Source organism: Acidovorax sp. GW821-FHT10E03, assembly GCF_059415205.1.
In genome coordinates, this window is sequence record NZ_JBWKMU010000014.1 from 129790 (window position 1) to 149666 (window position 19877).

The window sequence follows — 19877 nt, forward strand, 5'->3', positions numbered from 1 at the left end:
AGCTTCCAAGCAAGATGGCCCGTCTCGCTGGCATCTTCGGGATGGATTCCCAAAATGCACGCCTGGATTGCATCTTGGGCTCCTGGATCCAACTCAATGAAACTCGTCTGTATCAGTGTTCCCAGTTCGAAAGGCAAACTTGATTCCAGCAGTCCTGCATCGCACAACATTAGGCCAATCACATCCCGGTTAGTGTCCGGCGCCGCTGTGCAAGCCAAGATGGCGAAGTACCGCAATGAACCCTCTGCGTTGGAGCACAGACGTTGCCGGTTGTTTTGCCACCACTCGGAATTGTTGATGGCATGTTGAACGATGGCGTCCTCGATAGCGTCAAGTAAAACCCTTCCACTATCTACATGGCGGTGGTCAGTTTGGCTGTGGGCATCCTCATAAGATGTGTCGCGTAGGAAACCGCTCCAATAGCTCCGATCTCTGCCGTATCGTGATGACCGGATTTGTCCCCACCGCTCCAATGAATCCACAGACAAGGACAATAGAGGCGTGGACGCCTGCATGCGACGACTTAAAAACCGGTCATTCGAATTGCCAAATTCATGCGGCTCGCAATGCAGGTTCTTGTCCCATTGGTGTCCTATCAGATCATCGTTGCTGACCTCTCCCGCGATGTACTTCCAAAGTATCTCGTCATCCAGCCCTCCTGCTGTAATACAACGGGCTAAAGCCTTGCCGACAAAACTGCGTTGTCCTCTCGGCATGTTCAGCAAGGATTTCACCAATGAAGACATCTGGCCCGCATGCATCTGATCCATGCTTCCGATGGCATACGTTAATTGTTCAGCCAAGTGCACACGGTCTACCCAATCCGTCGCAAGCGCTTCTGTCCAGAAGTCCACTACTCCCACAACATCATCATTTTTCCAAGCTGAGACGCGGTGAACGTGTCTTGTCATTCCCTCGCTGTCGCGCTGAGATTTCAAGTCGGCCACCAGATGCTTCATCCAGAAGTGATGCCATTCCAATCGAATAGCTTGGGTGTATATAACCTGAAAGACTTCTGGATGTAAGGCTCGCAAATCGCGAATTAGCTGCCAGTCATCGTCGCGAGGTATTTGCTCAGCCAAGCATTCCGCTACTAAGCGACGGATGTGAAATGCATTTTTTTGGGTGAGTGCCGTACGCAATTGGCTGCGAAATGTTTTTCTATCACCAGCGGCCAGTTGGGCCACAAAACTGCGGATGCTGGGGCGCACGAAAGGCACGGGCGGTAAGTCTTGAATGAAAGCATTCAATGTCTTGCCGTGACGTAGGGCATTACTTATGACCAGCACATCCAGCAAAGTTTGGTGCCCAAAGGTCAGTTTCCCATCTTGGGTTAATTGCAAGACGTTGTGACTCAGTAGAGACCTGCGGACCAAATCAGAAGCTGCTAACCGCTGCGGCGGTACTGATAGGCTGCGATGCCTCAGCATTTCTGTTGCGATGGCCTCGATAGCTTGCATGGCGGCATCACCCAGCTCATCGTTGGCTTGAACAATGGTGTCTAGGTACCTTTGAGCCAATGCTTGGCTTGTCACCACGTTGAAGCTACCGCCTTGGCCTGCCAGCTCCACATACAAGGCCAGTTCACGTGGGTTCTGAATCAGTTGCCGGGTGGCCTCATCCAAGCTGGAAGTGTCGATGCCCTGTCTGGCGAGCAGAGGGCCAATATCCGTATCCCAGTTCAACTGGTTGGCATTTGAATTCGTTGCTCCATCTCCGCTGTGCAATCCGTCTGTCATATTGGCGGTCAAAGTCGCGGCAAGCGGTTATGACCGTGACATTGGGCAGCCTCAGCAGGCGATCCATCTGAGCAAGAAAGTAGTCCAGCACCTTGTGTTCGCGGGCGATGGAAAGAACATCGAGTGAATCAATGACCACCACTACATGGGTTCCTTCAGCAATGCGTGCCGTGCGCTCCACCCAGTCTTGTGGCAGCCCTTGCGCCTGACGATCTTGCGCAGTGTCCAGGTCCGCAAATTCGCGGGATTGGATAAATATGGGAAAACGATCTGAACGGGACTGGGTTTGCTGCTCAAGCGCTTCCTGCAAGGCCAGCATCACGCATGTTTTGCCAGCGCCTGGCTGGCCGGTCAGCAAAATGGACGAGGGCTTTGAGTTAATCGCAGCCAGGATTTCAGCTACTAAGGGTGTCGAAACGGTTTCGCCAGCAATATCTCGGCGCCACTTTCTGCCGATGGAGGACGTGCTTCCAAACGCAGAGCGAACTTCGGCCACATCCATGGGCAATGCCAGCATGGAACCTGCAGCATGAAGAATGAACTGAAGGTCCGCTTTGGTCAGGCGGTGTTGTACCGCGGCGTTTTGTCCGTTCTGACCGTCAGCGCGAAAGCCGAGCTGGTCAAGGCGCGTCCAAAGGGCATTGAATGCAGCATCTGGGTTGCTTGCCAACCGACGCAGGCGCTCGCGGAGCAGTGCTTCCATGCGATCCAGCTCTGGACTGGATTCAAATGTGGTGCGACGAAGGAAGTCGTAGGTGGAAAGTGTCGGCGTGTGATGCGCAAGCTGGGTTTTCAGTTTTGCATCTGTCGTCCCCGTTGCCTGCCCCAAGTTTGCTTGGTAGTTGGCCTCGTCGGCATAGGTGGTGCTGAACTCCCGCAAGGCTGCCAATTCCCCGAAGGGACTTCGGGAATAGAAACGTACAGAGGTCTTCGGGTCACTGGCAAGCATGAGGCTGGTTTTTTGAAGTTCGCCAGCCAGATCCGTCACTGACCACGCCTGATGCTCTGTTTGGTTCTTTTTGCATTGGCAGCAAATCTTTGAACCGTCTGTTTTGCCGATGACTACGTCATCAACCTTTAGCGTCGCGGCATCGACCTCAAGCCATTCAAAGGTTGGATCATCGAGAACGGTGAGTGCCCATTCAAAGGCAACCAGCGTCTGATAGCCATCTCCACGATTGGATTGAATGCCTGCCTTGCTCATTGAGGGCTTCCTGTCTAGCGTTGGTCTTTTCACATAGCCCGGTGTGATGGGGGCTCCACATTGTCGCCGTCGACAAGTGGGTGGTGCTGATCACAGGACGAGGTGCAGCAGGGCCCGGGTAGCGAGGAGGACAAGAGCTTGCTGCAGGCGATTAAGGCCGCGCGAGATGCGGTCAACGCCAAGCCAGACACGCCCAGAGTGGCAAACCTGTTTGTGGGCAAGGTGTGACCGGACCCGCGCCGGTTGCTGCAGCGGTGACGGTACTTGGCGGGGCGTCACTGGATGCTTCATTTTTGATAGCTTATGGCGCTTTTCCAATAAGCGCTAGAGCCTGTTTTGACCAATATTTTGCAGAGCTGGTGCAGATCGCGTCACTTTGGCCCGCGCAAGGACGGCAAGTGCGCCGCCGAGTTGAGGGTACACAAATGGATAGCGATGGCCCAGCGCAGCGCTCGGCACGGCGTTCTGCCCGTATAGCAACAGCGTAGACATCTCTCCCAACATGGTCCGCAACGGCAGCCCCGGCATGCGCATCCACGCACGCCGCCCAAACGATGCAGCCAGGGCCTGCGCAAACGCGGCCTGCGTCACCGCCTCGGGCGCCACGGCATTGACAGGGCCTTGCAGCTGTGGGTGTGCCATCGCAAACCGCACCAGCCCCACCGCGTCCGCCAAGTGAACCCACGGCGCAGGCTGGCGCCCATGCCCCAGCACGGCCCCCAAGCCCAGGCGGGCGGCCAGTGCCTGCATCGGATACGCGCCACCACCGTGCCCCAGCACCACTCCAAACCGCATGCGCACCACCCGCACGCCCAGGGCCTCGGCGCGCCGGGCCTCGTGTTCGATGGCCGCGCACAGGTCGGACTGGAACTCGCCCGGGCGGGGTGGGGCGGTTTCGTCCAGTGGCTCTATCGACGCGTTGGGCGATGCACCGTAGAAGCCCACGGCCGATGCGCTGACCAGCACGCGCGGGGCCTTTTGCAGGCGCCGCATCAGGCTGACGACTGCCACGGTGGTGTCCACCCGGCTGGCCAGCAGTTGGCGTCTGCGCGCCTGGGTCCATGGCATGCCCAGCACGCGGGCGCCTGCCAGGTTGACCACTGCGTCGATGGTCGTTTCGGACGGAATCGCGTCCAGGGTGTCCACCACCCACACGCCGGGGCCAAAGCTGGCGCGGGCCTGCAGGGCGTCGCGGGTCAACACGATCACCCGCTGGCCGTCGCGCACCAGGTCCGCCACCAGGGCGCTGCCCACAAAACCCGTGGCGCCGGTGACCAGGGTGGCTGGCTGGGGTTGGAGGCCGCGGGCATGCAGGGCGCTGGGCTGTGCAGGCTGTGCTGTGCGGTAAAGCTTGATGGTGGCCAGCGTGTTGCGCACGCTCCAGGCCCACACGCCGACGGCGTAGGCCGTAAACAGCCAAGACACCCAGCCATGCGGGGCCAACACCATGGCGGTGGGTTGCTGCACCCAGGCCCACAGCACGGGGGCGATCAGGCCCAGGAAGAGGCCGTAGCTGATGGTCAGTACGGTGTGCAGCACGCGCTCGAACGGCGGCAGGCGCCGGGTGCGGTCTTCTTCCAGAAAGTCGGCCAGGGTGATGCCCAGCTCGAGCAGCAGCAGGGCCGCGAGCACGGCGGCAAAGGCGCCGCGCCATTCAAACCAGGCCAGGCCGACAAAGACGACGCCGTAGATGGCTTCGCGCGCGGCGTGGAGCGAGAGCTCGTACCGCGCGGAAGTGCGGTGCGGCAGCCGGGCTTCGAGCTCGTGGTGCCACAGGTTGTCAAAAGCGCCCAGGGCGGCCTGGATGGAGAGCAGCAGAAAGATGGTGTTCATGGCGGTCATGGTGTGAAGCCCTCAGTGAGAAGAAGAGTCGGTGTCAGCGGGGTCGGTGCAGTCATCGGTCACGGGATCGATGACGGGATCGGTGAACACGCCGGATTGGTGGAAGGTTTCGCCCCACAGCGGGTGCACCATGCTCAGCGTGAAGCGGAACTGGCCTGCGCCCAGGTCGGTGTGGGCAACGCGGCAGGTGCCAGGCGTCAGCAACGTCGGCACGGGGATACGCAGGCCCGCCACCACCCACCAGAAGCGGCGGCTGCGGAACACCAGTGCGCCGTCTTCTTCCAGCACATCCAGCGACATGGCCAGGCCGCCGTCGGTGCGCTCCAGCAGGGTGCCGTCGGTGCCCAGCTCCTTGGTGGATCGGACGGTGCGGTCTGCGCCGTGGCGGGTGCCGTTTTCGGTTTCGGTTCCGGTGTGAAAGCGCCGCTCCCACACCACACCGCCGCGCCCGTTGTGGCTGACGTTCACGGTGGCGGGCAGGGCGGTGGTGTTGATGTGGGTCAGCGGGCCGCCCCAGGCCCGGGTCAGCGCGGCGTAGATGTGGCCGATCAGCGAGCAGCGCAGGTCCATGTGGCCGTGGTAGCTGACGTCGGCGTGCGCGGCGCCAAAGCGGCGTTGCACGGCGGCGGGCAGACGTGCCCAGGCTGCGGCGCCAGCCAAGGCGGGCAGGTCGAGTACCGGGCTGGGCTGCGCTGGGTTGGCGGTGCAGTGGCGGGGCGCTGGGGTAAAAAGGGCAAACATGGCGGGCTTTGCAGGAGTGGCGGTTGCACTCTCTATTGCGAAACCCGGGCCAGCCTCAGCGGCCGCTGCAAGTGGTTGATTTCATTGAAATTTGCTTTGTGAACTGCATACTTGGTTTACAGTGCGCGCAGCCCCCACCGTTAACGCCAGGAACAGGTCACGCCATGATCACCACCACCGTCTGCACATGCTGATCCACGCAGTTCTTGGGTTTTCGGTGCTCGAAACGCTGGTGCTGGCAGCCCTGCTGCTGGCCTGGGCCGACCGCGTGGCGGGGGCCCGGTTGCTGGCGGCGTTTTTGATCGGCATCTCGCTGTGGATGGTGGGCAACGAGCTGCCCAACTGGCTGGGGCCTGAGACCGAACCGGTGGCGATGCGCTTGCTGGCTACGGCGCCATTTACCTCTGCGCTGTTCTTTCATTTCTGCACCGTGTTTTGCCGGGTGGACCTGGGGCGCTGGGGCGTTGCGGCGGCCTATGCGCTGGGCGCGACTGCGTCGGTGGTTTCCATCATCCTGGTGCCGGGGCACTTGATTGAGCACCGCGACATTGGCTTTATTGCGGTGGCCGACCCGGTGGGCACCATCGCCAGCATGGCCTGGGTCATTTTGGGCATTGGCGGTGTGGCGGTGCTGCTGCTGGCCTTGCTGCGCGCGCGTCGGTCGGGTGATGGGCAGAAGTTTCGGCAGATTGCCGCCGTTACCGCGTCGTGCCTGTGGGGCCTGCTGTGCCTGGCGGGGTACGGCATTGCGGTGCTGGATTTGCCGATCTACCCATTTCCGCTGCTGGGCCTGCCGCTGTATTCGTTGATTCTGGTCTACGGCATCTTGCGTTACGGCGTGTTTGTGGCCAACGCCTGGGCGCGCCGCGCGCTGGTATGGGCGCTGCTGTTGGCGCTGGGGGCGGTGGTGCTGGCGCTCACGCCGCTGCTGCCGTTTGAGTCGCGCTGGCTGGGTGGCCTGGCGGTGGCGGCCAGTGTGCTGGCGCTCAACGGCCCGGTGCGCCGCGTGGCCGAGCGGCTGGTCTACCCGGGGGGCGAGGTATCGATTGCCGACCTGGGCGCCTGGCGCAGCGCGCTGCTGTCGGCCGAGACACCCCAGGCCCTGGCGCAGCAGGCCGCAACGTTGCTGAGTGCACGCATTGGGACGCAGGTGGAGGTGCAGATTGGCGCTCCGTCCGCATCAACAACACCCTCAACGTCGTCAGCGCCATCAACTCCACCCGGCAGCACCCCGCAGCTGGTGTGCAACCCGGGCGAGCAAGGCTGGCAAACCACGCTGCAGGGCTGGGACGCCGCACCGCCCGGCCCGCGCCACGTGGCCGAACTGTTTGGCACGGTGGTGGCCGAGGCGGCGGTGCGCGTAGAGCAGGCCCAGCAGTTTGCTGCCCGCGAACGCGAGCGCCAGGTGCAGGCGCGGCTGGCCGAGCTGGGCGCGCTGGCCGCCACGGTGGCGCACGACATTCGCAACCCGCTCAACATCATCTCGATGGCCGTGGCCGCTGCGCCCAGCGACACGCGGCGCGAGGTGGCCGACCAGGTGGCGCGTATTGCCAACCTGACGCACGACCTGCTGGACTTTGCCAAGCCCTGGAAGCTGGTGCCCCGCGAGCTGGACCTGGCCGCCCATGTGCGCAACGCAGCCCTGCGATTGCCTGAGGTGAGCCTGGGTGCCGGCCTGGCCCAGCCGCTGGTGCTGCAGGCCGACCCCCGGCGGGTGGACCAGGCGCTGACCAATTTGCTGGAGAACGCGCGCATCGCGATGGCCTCCGATGCTGCCGATCCCGATGGGGCTGCAGATGCCATAGCGGCAGCCACGCACAGCCCCGTACACATCGACGCAGAAACCACCGACACCGCCGTGCTGCTGCACATCTGCGACGCGGGCCCCGGCGTGCCGGACGAAATCCGCAGCCGCCTGTTCGAGCCCTTCGCATCGCGCAGCCCCGGCGGCACCGGGCTGGGCCTGGCCATCGTGGCCCGCATCATGGCCGCGCATGGTGGGTCGGTGGCGCTGACTGAGCGGCCACCTTGGAGCACGTGTTTCACGCTGCGCTTTCCTTTGACGACGACGCAACGCCTGCCATGACCGCCAACACCACATACAACGCAGCCGACACCCCACCGGATGCAGGGCAGGACGCCACGCCAGCAGGCGAGCCGCAAAACGGCCATGTGCTGCTGGTCGATGACGAGGCAGCCTTTCAGCGGCTGGGCGGAGCCTTTTTGCGCAACCTGGGCCACACCGTGACGCTGGCGGGCGATGGCGACCAGGCCCTGGCCGCGTTTGCAAAACAGCAGCCCGAACTGGTGCTGCTGGACCTGGCCATGCCGCCGCACATGGACCCAGAGATCGGCCTGGAGCTGATCCCGCGTTTTGCACGCGTGCCGGTGGTGGTGTTGACAGGCCACGGCGACCACGCGCTGGCCCTGCGCGCCACCGAGCTGGGTGCCTGGGACTTTCTGACCAAGCCCATCGACCCCGACATGCTGCGGTTTGTGGTGGCGCGCGGCCTGCGCAAGGCGCGGCTCGATGCCGAACTGGCCGCCCTGCGCGCAGGGCAGTCGCTGGATGACCTGGGCATGGTGGGGCAGGCGGCCGCCACGGTGCAACTGCGCGCCCTGGTGCGCCGCGTGGCGCCCACCCACGTCAGCGTGCTGGTGCTGGGCCCCACGGGCACCGGCAAAGAACTGGTGGCCCGCGCCTTGCACGCCTGCAGCGCCCGCCGCAGCGAGGCCTTTGTCGCCATCCACTGCGGTGCCTTGTCGGCAGAGTTGCTGGAGAGCGAGCTCTTCGGGCACATGAAAGGCAGCTTCACCGGCGCCTACCGCGACCAGCCCGGCCTGGTGGAGGCCGCGCACGGCGGAACGCTGTTTCTGGACGAGGTGGGCGAGATGCCGCCGCCCATGCAGGTCAAGCTGCTGCGCTTTTTGCAAGAGGGCACTTTTGTGCCTGTGGGTGGCCGTGTGCCCAAGCGCGCCGACACCCGCGTGGTGGCGGCCACCCACCGCGATCTGGAAGCGATGGTGCGCGACGGGTCCTTCCGCGAAGACCTGTTCTACCGCCTCAAAGGCGTGGTGCTGCGCACCCCGTCGCTGGCCGAGCGGCCCGCCGACATCCCGCTGCTGGCCACCCGCTTTTTGCACCGCGTGGCGCACCGTGCCAGCCTGTCAGCCAGCGCCTTGGCGTGGCTGATGGCGCGCGAGTGGCCGGGCAATGTGCGCGAGCTCAAAGCCGTGGTGGAGTCCGCCGGGGCACTGCTGATGCCCGACCAGCGCGAGGTGGATGCCGAGCTGCTGCAACTGGCCAGCGGCGATATGCCCGACGTGAGCGACACCGCAGCGAACCTCAAAACCCATCCGCCGGCCCCGCCCGGCAGCACCGGCCCCCTGGACGCCGCGCTGATGGAGCTGGAAGTGCGCATGGTGCGCGACACCATGGTGGCGGTGTCGGGCAACCAGTCTGAGGCGGCGCGGCGGTTGGGGATTTCGCGGGTGGGGTTGATCAAGAAGCTGACGCGGCTGGGGTTGAAGTAAGCCCGCGAGCGCGACCACAGGCACAGGCACCTTTGCGGCCTAGGCGCTGACTGGAAGGAAGTGCGCGCCGCCCCTAGGAGCCAACCGCCGCGAGGGGTCAGGTCGGTCTGACGGTGGATTCAACGGATGCGGGCGAAGTCGATCCCTCTTTCGCTTGGCGCACCGCCGGCGCGCCGCGTTTGCTGATGAGCAGAACCCCCGCCAGCACCAGCGCGGCCCCCGCCATCTGCGGCCAGGACAGCGGCTCGTCCAGCAGCCAGCAACCGAAGAAGATCGTGAGGATGGGGCCCAGCGTGCCCACCAGCGCGGTTTGGGCTGCGCCGATGCGGCGGATGGCCGCCGAGGTCATGAATACCGGCAGCACGGTCGAGAAAATGGCCATGCCCAGCGCGTGCAGGTAGACCGGGGCCGGCTGCACCAGGGAGCCCGCGGGCTGGGACACGATGAAATGCGCCAGCGTGGCGACCGTGGAGACCAGCATCGCCAGTGCCGTGAAGCGTGCCGCGCCCAGGCGCCGGATGGCGGGCTCGCTGCCTGCCTGGTAGAACGCGTACGACACGGCCGAACCGAACACAAAGCCCGCGCCGATGAGCACGGCGTGCGTGTCGCCCGCAATGTGCAAGTCGTGGGCGAAGGCCAGGCCGATGCCCGCGTAGGACAGCAGCAGTGCCCCCATCTCGCGGCGCGATGCCCGCTTGCCCATGAACAGCACGCCGATCAGGATGGTGAGCGTGGGGTAGGTGAACAGGATCAGCCGCTCCAGGCTGGCGGTGATGTACTGCAAGCCGATGAAGTCGAGGATGCTCGCGCCGTAGTAGCCCAGCAGGCCCAGCGCGATCACCAGCAGCCAGTCGCGCCGGGTGAGCGGGGCCAGGTTGCGGCTGGCACGCCAGCCCACCCAGGCGAACACGGGCACGGAAAACGCCATGCGCAGGCACAGCAGGGTGACGGAATCCACCGGCACGGCCTGGGGCACGGCATAGGCCAGCTTCACGAAGATGGCTTTGAAGGAGAAGCCCAGCGCGGCCAGGATGGCGAGGATGAGGCCGAGGCGTTCGGCGGACCAGTGTTTCCAGGGCATGGGATGCGGGCAGAGGGTGGGGGCGCGGGGGGGGAAAGGGCGCGCTGCAAGCGGTCAGGGCATGTAAAAAATGCGAACGCCATGCAGGCTCAAAGGCGGGCCCAGAAAGATCGATGCGCCCGATGGTGCCTGCCGGGCGCGGCGGGCACAATTGTTATTGCCGCAACCGTTCGTTCGTTGTGGACGAATGCCAAGGGGCCTCCATTGACCTATGACCTGATCGATCTGCGCCTTTTTGTCGCCATTGCCGAAGAGCGCAACCTCACGCGCGGCGCCGCGCGCGCCTGTCTGGCGCCTTCGTCGGCCAGCCACCGGCTGCGGCGCCTGGAGGAGGCGCTGAACACCGCGCTCTTCGAGCGCCAGACCCGGGGCCTCGTGCTCACCCGTGCGGGCGAGGCGCTGCTGCGCAATGCCCGCCAGGTGCTGGCCAGCATAGAGCAGATGCATGCCAACCTCTCGCCGTTTGCCACTGGCATCCGCGGCCACGTGAGCCTGTGGGCCAACACGCATGCCACGCACACCTTCCTGCCCGACGACCTGGCGGGTTTCCTGAAGCGGCATCCGCAGCTGAGCGTGAGCCTGGAGGAGCGCACCAGCGCGGACATCGTGGTGGCGGTGGCCAGCGGCGAGATCGAGGTGGGCGTGCTGGCCGACAGCGGCTCGGGCGCGGGGGTGGAGCTGGCCCCGTACCGGCAGGACCGCCTGGTGCTCATCGTGCCGGCGGGCCATGTGCTGGCCGGGCGGGCGAAGGTGGGGTTCGCCGAGGTGCTCGACCACGCGTTTGTCATGCTACACGCGGGCTCGGCCATCCACACCTTCACGATGAATGCCGCCGCCGAGCTGGGCCGGCACCTGGACGTGCGCATCCAGGTGCGCAGCTTCGAGGCGGTGTGCCGCATGGTCGGGGCGGGCGTGGGCATCGGGCTGGTGCCGCGCGGCGCGGCCTTGCAGGTGGCGGGGCTGAGCGAGCCGCCGGTGGTGGTGGAGATGGACGAGCCCTGGGCTCAGCGCGACCTGCAGATCTGTGTGCGCAAGGGGGCGGTGCTGTCGGGTTTTGCCCAGGCGCTGGTGGCGCACCTGCGCCTGGGCGCGGGGCCCTTGGGCTGATCAGATCAGGCGGCGGCTGCGGGGGTCACCGTGACGCCACCGGCTTGCAGCTTTCTGCGCAGTGCGGCGGGCGTGGACGCGGGCACCACCAGGGCCGCCAGTTCGCCGAGGGGCGCAATCGTGAAGGGCGATGCCGCGCCCAGCTTGTCGGCGGATGCCAGCACCACCGTCTCGGCCGCGCGCTGGTGCAGGGCGCGTTTCACGGCGGCCTCCTCGAAATCGCCCGTGGTCAGGCCCGCTTCGGCATGCACGCCGGTCACGCCCATCAGGTACAGGTCTGCACGCAATTGCGCCGCCGCCTCGACCACGCTGGCGCCCACGTTCACCATCGAGTGGCGGAACAGCCGGCCGCCCAGCACCAGCACCTCGATCTGCAGGTGGCCGGCCAATGCCACGGCCACGGCCGGGCTGTGCGTGACCACGGTGGCGCGCAGGTGCAGCGGCAGGTGCAACACCACCTGCAGCGAGGTGGTGCCACCGTCGAGGATCACCACCTGGCCGGGCCGCACCAGGGCCGCCCCGGCACGGCCCAAGGCGCGTTTGTCTTCAGGGGCCAGCTGCTCACGGGCCTGCAGGCTGCCCACGGCGGCCGATGCGGGCAGGGCGCCGCCATGCACGCGCTGCAGCAGGCCCTCGGCGGCCAGTTCGCGCAGGTCGCGCCGCACGGTGTCTTCCGAAATGCCCAGCTCTTCGCTGAAGGCCTTGGCCACGATCTGTCCGTCCCGCCGAAGGCGGTCGAGCAGGAGTTGCTTGCGTTGTGTGGTCAGCATGGGTGGGTTGCGCGAATTTGCATGTTTGTGCATGATATTGCACGTATTGAATATTGCAACACCATGCCCGCCCCTTCCGACACTGACTTTCCGCTGCTGGTGCTGATCGCCGGCCCGTACCTCTCTGGCACCGACGGCGACGCGGACCGCATCGCCGCCAACCGGGCCCGCCTGGAGGCGGCCGCGCTGCCGATCTACGAGCGCGGCCATCTGCCCCTGCTGGGCGAGTGGCTGGCATTGCCCATCATCCATGCGGCGGGCGGGCGCGAGCCGGGCGATGCCGTCTTCCATGCCTACCAGTACCCGGTGGCAGAGCGGCTGCTGGCGCGCTGCGATGCCGTGCTGCGCCTGCCCGGCGCGTCGCGCGGCGCGGACATGGACGTGGCGCGGGCCCGGGCGCGCGGGCTTCCCGTGTTCCACCACGTGGACGAGCTGCCCCGGCGGCAGGCTGGCGCCCGGGGGCATGCCGCATGATGAGCCGCCCGGTGCCCGCCGTGCCCATCGCCGAGCTCAATGCCGGCGCGGAGCACGTGAAGCTGCTGGACGTGCAACTGCTGTCCGACAACTGGTACGTGCTGCGCAAGGTCAGTTTTTCGCTGCGCCGGCGCGACGGCCAGTGGCAGACGCTGAGCCGCGAGGCCTATGACCGGGGCAACGGCGCGGCGCTGCTGCTGTTCGACCCGCGCAGGGGCACGGTGGTGCTCACGCGCCAGTTCCGGCTGCCGGCCTTCCTCAATGGGTGCGCGGACGGATTGCTGGTCGAGGCCTGCGCCGGGCTGCTTGACGGGGACGACCCCGAGACCTGCATCCGCCGCGAGGCGCAGGAGGAAACCGGCTACCGCGTGCGCCAGCCGCGCAAGGTGTTCGAGGCGTACATGAGCCCGGGTTCGGTCACCGAGAAGCTGCACTTCTTCATTGCCGAGTACGAGCCGCAGGACCGCGTGCGGGCTGGAGGCGGCCTGGTGAACGAGGGCGAGGACATCGAGGTCATCGAGATGCCGCTGGCCGAGGCCCTGGCGGGCATCGCCGGGGGCGCCATCCAGGACGGAAAGACGATCATGCTGCTGCAGCATGTGGCGCTGCAGCAGCAATTTGCTACTGTTTAGATAGCTGCTTGCGCTTTATCCATGGGCGCTGGAGGCCGATTTTCTTCAAACCTGTGCACCAGCGGGCGCGGTGGCTAGGCCTTCTTCTTGACCAGCCCGTAGATCACCAGCAGCACGATGGCACCGGCCACCGACGCGATCCATCCGGCGGGCGCGCCGGGTGCGTACCAGCCCATGGCGCTGCCCACATAGCTTGCCGCCAGCGACCCGGCAACGCCCAGCACGGTGGTCATGATCAAGCCCAGCTTGTCGTCGCCGGGTTTCACGGCGCGCGCGATCAGCCCGACGATGAAGCCGACGATGATGGTTCCGAGGATGGACAGCATGCAATTCCTTTCGATCAAGAGTGCGCAGGCCCGGCAGTGGGCTCCGGCAATGACTGTAATGGCATTTTCGGAGCCGGCGGCTCTCGGAACCCGTTCCAGGTCTTTTCGGGGATCGCATTGGCGTGCAATCGCCCGAGGTCACTCCAACCTTCGGGCAAGCGCCTTGCCGGGCGGCCTGCGGCCTGCGGCGTTGCGGCGCTTGCCCGTAGCCGGGCTGTCGGCGGGCTCGGTGCGGGCTATCGGGGCGGCGCGCCGCGCCTGGCATCCCATTGCGGCCAGGCGCTTGCGCGACTTCTAGAAAACCTCGAACAGGCTCAGTGCCTCACCAGCCGCAGCGGCTCGCCGATGCGCGCCTTCACCACGTCCTCGCGGTGGAAAGGCAGGGTGTGCCACTGCTTGGCAGAGAACAGGCGCATCTGGTCGTTGGCGTGTGGCGATGCCGGGTTGGTGGACTGGCCGTAGGTCAGGATGGCCTGGGCCACCGGGCCTTTGGCGTCGAAGGTCACCGTCTGCACGTAGCTGGTGCCGTAGTCGATGCGCAGGCCACGCGCATTGAGCGGCGCGGGTTCCTGGCGGCCCAGGTTGTTGAGCACGCCTTCGAACTCCTCGCCGCCATGCAGCGCGATGGGCTCTTCGGTGATGTCCGGGCGCTGCACGCTGCCCAGGGTGGCGTCCAGCGCAAAGCCGCTCGCGCGGACGGTCTTCACGGCGCCGTCCAGGGCTTCCCACACCTTGGCGGCGGTGGCGGCGTCGTCCATCTTCAGGCCGGCGGGCGTGGCCACGGGTTGTGCCGGATCGAACGGCACGCGGTGCACGCCGGGGATGTTGCGCGCGGTGCGCCAGAACTCGCGGAACACATGGGCGCCGCGCGCGTCCAGGTTGTTGCGGCGGTCCCAGCCCTTCAGGGCGGCGCAGCCGCCGCGCGACTCTGCCGAGGGCGCCTTGTCGCAGGCGGCCAGCAGGTCGGGCACCACCACCTGGGCCATGAAGTTGCGGTTCTGGAACAGCTGGTCCTGGATGGCCTGCGGCGTGACCTTGCCGCGGCCGAGCATCTCGGGGATTTCCGCGAGGCCGGCGCGCGTGCGGGGCCGCGTGAGGCTGGCGTCGCCCACCATGGGCGAGATGCCGTCAAACTTCTGCCCCGGGTGGGTGTAGACAAAGCTGTCGTTGCTGTTGTGCACCCAGTCCGTGCGGAAGGCCACGGGCATGCGGCCGATGGGGATCAGGCCCGGGACGGGCGATGCGCTGTCGCGGTGCCAGTCGCAGTCGGCGCGCGATCCGTTCAGCACCACCAGGCCTGCGGCGGCCCGCAGCGCGGCGGCGGGCTGGCTGGGGGCGCAGCGCGCGAGCTGCGCGGCGTCCATGTCCGGCACCACGCTCACGTCGGCGTACATGGCCTGTCCGCTGCGGTCGGCCGCCAGGGTGTTCACCCAGGGCAGGCCCAGGTTGGCGTGCGCCTTGTGCAGATCCTGCACCGAGCGGGCGCGCGCAAAGGCCAGGGCCGCATCCATCATGCGGGTGTTGCCGGTGTTGGCGTCGCGCAGGGCGTAGGCGGTCCTGGCGTTCCAGGTCAGGCCGGCGCGGGGCACCACCACCAGCGGGCCCCAGCGGGTGGACCACACGGTGTGCTCGCGCGCCTGGAGCTTGCCGTCCGGGCCGGGAACCTGGGCGCTGACCTTGCGGGCCGTCATCTTCTCCGGCTTGCCGTCCACCAGGTAGGTCGTGGGATCGCCCTCGGCCAGCGTCACTTCGTAGAAGGTGAAACGCTTGCCGGTGGACACCGTGTGCGACCAGGCTACATCTTTGTTGAAGCCGATGGAGACCATGGGGTAGGTGCCTATGCCCACGCCCATCACATCCATCTGGCCGGGGATGGTGAGGTGCATTTCATAGAAGCGGTTGGGGCCGCTCCACGGAAAGTGCGGATTGCCCAGCAGCATGCCGCTGCCGTTGGCCGTCACGTCCTTGCCAAAGGCCCAGGCGTTGGAGCCCAGGGGCGAGTCGAGCAGGCCCACGTCGCGCAGCGCCTGCGCGGCGTCGGCCAGGTCCACGCCAGGGGCGGGCGCCTGCGCGGCCTTGGCGGCGGGCGGCTGGGCGCCCAGCATGCCGTCGGCCAGCGCGGCAATACCGGCCTGCACGGCCACCACCTCGGCCATGCGGCGGTATTGGGCCAGGGTCATGGGCTGCACCCAGGGCTTGCCGCGGCAGGCATCGGGCAGCGCGGCGGCGTTGTCGGCCAGGTAGCGGTTGTAGCCCGCCACGTAGCCGCGCGCCATGGCCTGCACCTGCGGGCTCGTGGCCGCCCAGTGGCGCTCCAGCGCGGCGTCGTCCATGTGGGCGGCCATGAACAGGTCGATCTGTTCGTTGGGAATGTAGCGGCGCCCCAGCAGGCCGATGGCCTGGCCGCCGAAGGTGCTGCTGCGCTGGCCGCGCGCGGTCACGAGCTGGTCGGCCGTCATGCAGACGTTGTCCTGCGCATAGGCATAGGCCACGCCGTAGGCCAGCGATTCGGGGTCCTGCGCGGTGATGTGCGGAATGCCGTAGGTGGTGCGCTCGATGGTCACGCCGCGGTCGCTGCCCGCCGCGCCGGGCTGGATGGCGCAACCCGCCAGAAAAAGGGCGGCGCAGGCAGCGGCGAGGGTGGTCAATGCCGTCGTCTGGCCGGCGGTGGCTGGGGTCTGTCGCATGGGTTCAGGTCTCCTGGGTGTTGGACCCGCGGGCGGTTCGCATCGCCGGCGGGGTGCTGTGGTCGCGCAACCATGCTACTGCCCGGTAACACCTCAACGGGGTGGTGGTCTGGCCACGAATGGTGGCAATATCGCCACCATGTCCACCCGCACCACCGTCCTTTCGTCCTGCGTGAATGTGGGCATCCTCTGGGGGCGCGACAGCATTGCCAGCACGGCCACCGCGGTGGTGGACGCCCTGCGTGCCATGAACATGCTGGCCGCCATGCGGCCCGGTGGCGCGCAGCCCGCGCTGCGCTGGTTCTGGCTGCCGATGCCGCATGAGGGCGATGCCACCCCGCCCCCCGTGCCAGCAGGGGGCGATGGCTGGCAAGGCCCTCTGCACGTGGTCGTCATCCCCGGCTGGCTGGTGCCCACGGGGCCCCAGTTGCGCGAGGTCAGCAGCCGCTACAGCCAGCACTTCGGCGCCATGCTGCACAGCCACCTGCGCGGGGGCGGCAGGGCCCTGGCGCTGTTCAACGGCTCCAGCCTGCTGGCCCACTGCGGGTTGCTGGCGGGGCGCAAGGCGGCGCTGCCGTGGGTGTTCGCGCCGTCCATCGTGCTGCAGTCCAGCGAGAGCGGGCCGGCTGCCGCCGATGGAGCGCCTCCTGCCGACGTGGTGTGGCAGCGGGAGCAGGCCTGGCAACGCGATGGCACCCTGTGGACCACGGCATCCCTGCAGGACACCCTCCCAGCCGTGCTGGACCTGCTCGGCCACACGCCCGCCGCCGAACTGGCGCAGGCGGCAATGCACGCGCTGCTGTTCGACCGGGAGCGGCAGCTGACGGCCACCGCCGCCATGGAAACCCCCACCGGCCATCCGCTGGCCGCGGGCGCCCTGGAGCTGGCGCGGCGCTGGCTGCAGGCCCACCGCAACGAACCCTACAGCCTGCAGGCCACGGCCCGCGCCGCTGCCACCAGTCCGCGCACCTTGCTGCGCTGGTTTGCCCAGGTGCATGGCGAAAGCCCCCAGGACTACCTGCACCGCCTGCGCATCGCCCAGGCGCAGGCGTTGCTGCAGACCACCTACCTGACCGTGGAAGATGTGGCGCAACAATGCGGCTACAGCGACACGGGCAGCTTTCGCAAGGTGTTCGCCCGCGTGTGCGGGGTGACGCCGGGGGCCTACCGCCAGCGCTTCAAGCTGCGCACTTCGCGCAAGCAGTGGCTGGCGCGGCAGGCCCCGCCCGGGGCCGACAGCGCAGGAGAAGCCTGACAGGCCGGCACGGCGGGTGCACAAGCCACCCGGCCGCAGCCCGCCCGCGCCGGGCCACAGGCGATAATCCATGGTTGCTATTGAAATAATAGCTGTGCGGCATGAGTGCACCAGCGCATGCGGCCGTTTTCTCCTGATTTCCGTTCATTGAAGCCTTTTTTCTCCATGCAAGCCCTGCTCGACGCCATCGCCGCGATGCCCCTGCCCACCGATGCCCAGCGCATCTTCCACGGCCGGGGCGGGCTGCACCCGGGCTGCGAGCAATGGGTGCTCGATGTGTACCCGCCCGTTTTTGTACTCACCAGCTTTGCCCCGGCCACCGAGGAAGCGCTCGACGCCATTGGCGCCGCGCTGCAGGCGCGGTGGTCGCTGATCGCGCCGGATGGCCAGCCGCTGAACTGGGTGTTCCAGCACCGGGGCGAGGCGCTGCGCGCCGAGGGCCGCAGCGATACCCGCCTGATGGCGGGCGCCGTGCCCGACCCGCATGCGGTCCCCGAGGCCGGTGCACGTTTTCGCGTGCACGTGCTGCGTGGGCAGAACCACGGCCTGTTCCTGGACATGGCCGGCGGCCGCCGCTGGGTGCGCGACTTTGCTGCCGCGCGCAGCGCGGACCGCTACGGCCTGAAGGTGCTCAACCTCTTTGCCTACACCTGTGCGTTCTCGGTCGTGGCGCTGCAGGCGGGCGCGCGGCAGGTGGTCAACGTGGACATGAGCCATGGCGCCATCGCGGTGGGCCAGCAGAACCACCAGCTCAACGGCATCGCCACGGGCGCGAGCTTTCTGGCGCACGACATCTTCAGCAGCTGGGGCAAGATCACCCGCAGCGGGCCGTATGGCCTGGTCATCGTGGACCCGCCGAGCTACCAGAAGGGCAGCTTCGTGGCCACGAAGGACTATGCCCGCCTCATGCGCCGTCTGCCGGACCTGCTGGCGCCCGGCGGACACGCGCTGCTGTGCCTGAACGCGCCGGAGCTGGGCGAGGGATTCCTGCGGGAGCAGATGCAGGCGCAGGCGCCCGGGCTGTCGTTCGTGGAGAGGGTGGACAACCCGGCGGCATTTGCGGACGTGGACCCGGAACGCGCCCTCAAGGTGCTGGTGTACGCGGCGCCGGACCTTTAAGCGCCGTCTCCGGGACATGCGCCGGGGACCAACGCCATGCCCATGCCATTCGGGCTTTGTGGATTTGGGATGGCTTCTGATATTCTTTGCGGCGCCCGAGTGAACGGGCCCGCATTGTCATGGCCTCGCCGCCTGCCGCAATCCTGGCGCGCTGGTGCGCCTCACCAGGTTCTTCTCATCGACGTATGGTCCGATTCTTTCTCATTTTCATCGTGGTGCTGGCGGTTCTCTTTCGCATCGACATGCTCGACGAGGTGCAACGGGTCGCCATCGAGCCCTGGACCAGCCTGCTAGCCACCGCCAGCGCGGCGCTCATGACCCCGCTCGATGCCGACGTGGCGCACCACGGCCGCATCCTCATGAGCAAGGCCACGGGCTTCGCGGTGTCCATCGAGGCGGGCTGCAACGGGGTGGAGGCGGCGATCATCCTCATCGCCGGCATGATCGCGTTTCCTTCGAGCTGGAAGCACAAGCTCGCCGGCATCGCCATCGGCATCGCGGCGGTGCAGGCCGTCAACCTGCTGCGCATCATCAGCCTGTACTACCTGGGCAAGTGGAACATGACCGTGTTCGAGTTTGCCCACCTGTACCTCTGGCAGGCGCTCATCATGCTGGATGTGCTGGTGGTCTGGATGCTCTGGATCCGCTGGATCGCCCGGCAACAACCTCCCTCACCCCCTCAACCCCCCCTCGCCAATGCAGCTTAGTTCGGTCGGACGTTTCCTGCTGGTCGCCATTGGCAGCCTGCTGTGCCTGATGCCGTTGTGGTACTACCTGTCGCCGCAACTCTCCAAGCCCGTGTTCTTCATGGCGGGCGAGGCGTCTTCCGCCGTGTTCCACTGGGCGCTGAGCTACACCCAGAAGGAGACCACCGGGGTGCTGAACACCACGCTCAAGGTGGTCTCGGTGCAAAACGGCCAGTTCCGCTCGGGCAAGCTCGCCCCCGTGGTGGACTACCGCCTGCTGGGCTACGGCATCGTGATCCTGTGGGCATTGCTGCTTGCCTCGTTTCCTCGGGGCTGGGTGCGAAAGCTGCTCATCGGCTCGGTGGCCATGCTGCCGATCCAGGCGGTCAACGTCGCCCTGCAGTGGTGCAACGACGCCTTCAACCGCGCCGGGCGCGAGGTGTTCGTGCAGACAGGGCTGCCCGGGTGGGTGGCCGACGTGGTGGCGTTCCTCTACCACTTCAACCTGTTCATCTTCACCGCGCTGGCCCCGGTGATGCTGTGGCTGCTGCTGGACCGGGAGTTCCTGGCCAAGCTGCATGCCCAGGCACGGGCGGCGGTCGCTGTCCAGCAGCCGCCGCAACCCCTGCAACCCCAGCAACCTGAGTAGGCCGCACGGCCGTGGCCGGTTGCGCGGCGGG

At 66.6% G+C, this 19877-nt stretch carries 16 protein-coding genes; 9 read left to right on the plus strand and 7 right to left on the minus strand.

The window, feature by feature from the left end; genetic code table 11:
• Positions 1–1617 precede the first annotated feature (1617 nt).
• The 3 genes from AC07OD_RS23320 to AC07OD_RS23330 all read right to left on the minus strand — a co-directional run bounded on the left by AC07OD_RS23320 (position 1618) and on the right by AC07OD_RS23330 (position 5526).
• Positions 1618–2943: an AAA family ATPase gene (locus AC07OD_RS23320; RefSeq protein WP_494598154.1), complete on the minus strand. Its 1326-nt coding sequence runs from the start codon at positions 2941–2943 to the stop codon at positions 1618–1620.
• 324 nt (positions 2944–3267) lie between these two features.
• A complete protein-coding gene (locus AC07OD_RS23325) occupies positions 3268–4776 on the minus strand; it encodes a TIGR01777 family oxidoreductase (protein ID WP_494598155.1) in 1509 nt (502 codons plus the stop codon).
• Positions 4777–4797: 21 nt separating this feature from the next.
• Complete coding sequence (locus AC07OD_RS23330) at positions 4798–5526, minus strand: DUF4166 domain-containing protein (RefSeq protein ID WP_494598156.1); 729 nt, start codon at positions 5524–5526, stop codon at positions 4798–4800.
• A gap of 187 nt (positions 5527–5713) precedes the next feature.
• Between AC07OD_RS23330 and AC07OD_RS23335 the strand changes: the two genes are divergently transcribed.
• Both AC07OD_RS23335 and AC07OD_RS23340 read left to right on the plus strand, forming a co-directional pair.
• Positions 5714–7612: a sensor histidine kinase gene (locus AC07OD_RS23335; RefSeq protein WP_494598157.1), complete on the plus strand. Its 1899-nt coding sequence runs from the start codon at positions 5714–5716 to the stop codon at positions 7610–7612.
• Positions 7609–9060 (plus strand): sigma-54-dependent transcriptional regulator, encoded by a 1452-nt coding sequence (locus AC07OD_RS23340; RefSeq protein ID WP_494598158.1) that lies wholly within the window; start codon positions 7609–7611, stop codon positions 9058–9060. The genes AC07OD_RS23335 and AC07OD_RS23340 overlap by 4 nt, the downstream gene beginning before the upstream one ends.
• A gap of 97 nt (positions 9061–9157) precedes the next feature.
• Here the strand turns inward: AC07OD_RS23340 and AC07OD_RS23345 are convergent, their stop codons facing one another.
• The gene (locus AC07OD_RS23345) at positions 9158–10141 is read right to left on the minus strand and encodes a DMT family transporter (protein ID WP_494598159.1); all 984 of its coding nucleotides are present in this window, start codon (positions 10139–10141) and stop codon (positions 9158–9160) included.
• Between the two features lie 204 nt (positions 10142–10345).
• Here AC07OD_RS23345 and AC07OD_RS23350 point away from each other — a divergent pair, with 204 nt between their 5' ends.
• On the plus strand, positions 10346–11248 hold the full coding sequence (locus AC07OD_RS23350) for a LysR family transcriptional regulator (protein ID WP_218295085.1): 903 nt from the start codon (positions 10346–10348) through the stop codon (positions 11246–11248).
• A gap of 5 nt (positions 11249–11253) precedes the next feature.
• Here AC07OD_RS23350 and AC07OD_RS23355 read toward each other — a convergent pair whose 3' ends face one another.
• The gene (locus AC07OD_RS23355) at positions 11254–12018 is read right to left on the minus strand and encodes a DeoR/GlpR family DNA-binding transcription regulator (protein WP_494598160.1); all 765 of its coding nucleotides are present in this window, start codon (positions 12016–12018) and stop codon (positions 11254–11256) included.
• A gap of 63 nt (positions 12019–12081) precedes the next feature.
• On the opposite strand from AC07OD_RS23355, the gene AC07OD_RS23360 reads away from it, so the two are divergent.
• Positions 12082–12492 carry a DUF4406 domain-containing protein gene (locus AC07OD_RS23360; RefSeq protein WP_218295083.1) on the plus strand — a complete coding sequence of 137 codons (411 nt, stop codon included), beginning with the start codon at positions 12082–12084 and terminating at the stop codon, positions 12490–12492.
• Positions 12492–13124 (plus strand): NUDIX domain-containing protein, encoded by a 633-nt coding sequence (locus AC07OD_RS23365; RefSeq protein WP_494598205.1) that lies wholly within the window; start codon positions 12492–12494, stop codon positions 13122–13124. The genes AC07OD_RS23360 and AC07OD_RS23365 overlap by 1 nt, the downstream gene beginning before the upstream one ends.
• A gap of 74 nt (positions 13125–13198) precedes the next feature.
• Here AC07OD_RS23365 and AC07OD_RS23370 read toward each other — a convergent pair whose 3' ends face one another.
• Positions 13199–13450 (minus strand): GlsB/YeaQ/YmgE family stress response membrane protein, encoded by a 252-nt coding sequence (locus AC07OD_RS23370; protein WP_218338630.1) that lies wholly within the window; start codon positions 13448–13450, stop codon positions 13199–13201.
• Positions 13451–13764: 314 nt separating this feature from the next.
• Entirely contained in the window at positions 13765–16137 is a 2373-nt protein-coding gene (locus tag AC07OD_RS23375) for a penicillin acylase family protein (protein WP_494598161.1), read from the minus strand.
• A 139-nt stretch (positions 16138–16276) separates the two neighbouring features.
• Here AC07OD_RS23375 and AC07OD_RS23380 point away from each other — a divergent pair, with 139 nt between their 5' ends.
• The 4 genes from AC07OD_RS23380 to AC07OD_RS23395 all read left to right on the plus strand — a co-directional run bounded on the left by AC07OD_RS23380 (position 16277) and on the right by AC07OD_RS23395 (position 19846).
• Complete coding sequence (locus tag AC07OD_RS23380) at positions 16277–17392, plus strand: helix-turn-helix domain-containing protein (protein WP_494598162.1); 1116 nt, start codon at positions 16277–16279, stop codon at positions 17390–17392.
• A gap of 165 nt (positions 17393–17557) precedes the next feature.
• Entirely contained in the window at positions 17558–18511 is a 954-nt protein-coding gene (locus tag AC07OD_RS23385) for a class I SAM-dependent methyltransferase (RefSeq protein ID WP_218295077.1), read from the plus strand.
• Between the two features lie 185 nt (positions 18512–18696).
• On the plus strand, positions 18697–19218 hold the full coding sequence (gene xrtH / locus AC07OD_RS23390) for an exosortase H (protein ID WP_218295076.1): 522 nt from the start codon (positions 18697–18699) through the stop codon (positions 19216–19218).
• Entirely contained in the window at positions 19208–19846 is a 639-nt protein-coding gene (locus AC07OD_RS23395) for an exosortase H-associated membrane protein (protein WP_494598163.1), read from the plus strand. Before xrtH ends, AC07OD_RS23395 begins: the two co-directional genes overlap by 11 nt.
• Positions 19847–19877: the final 31 nt, after the last annotated feature.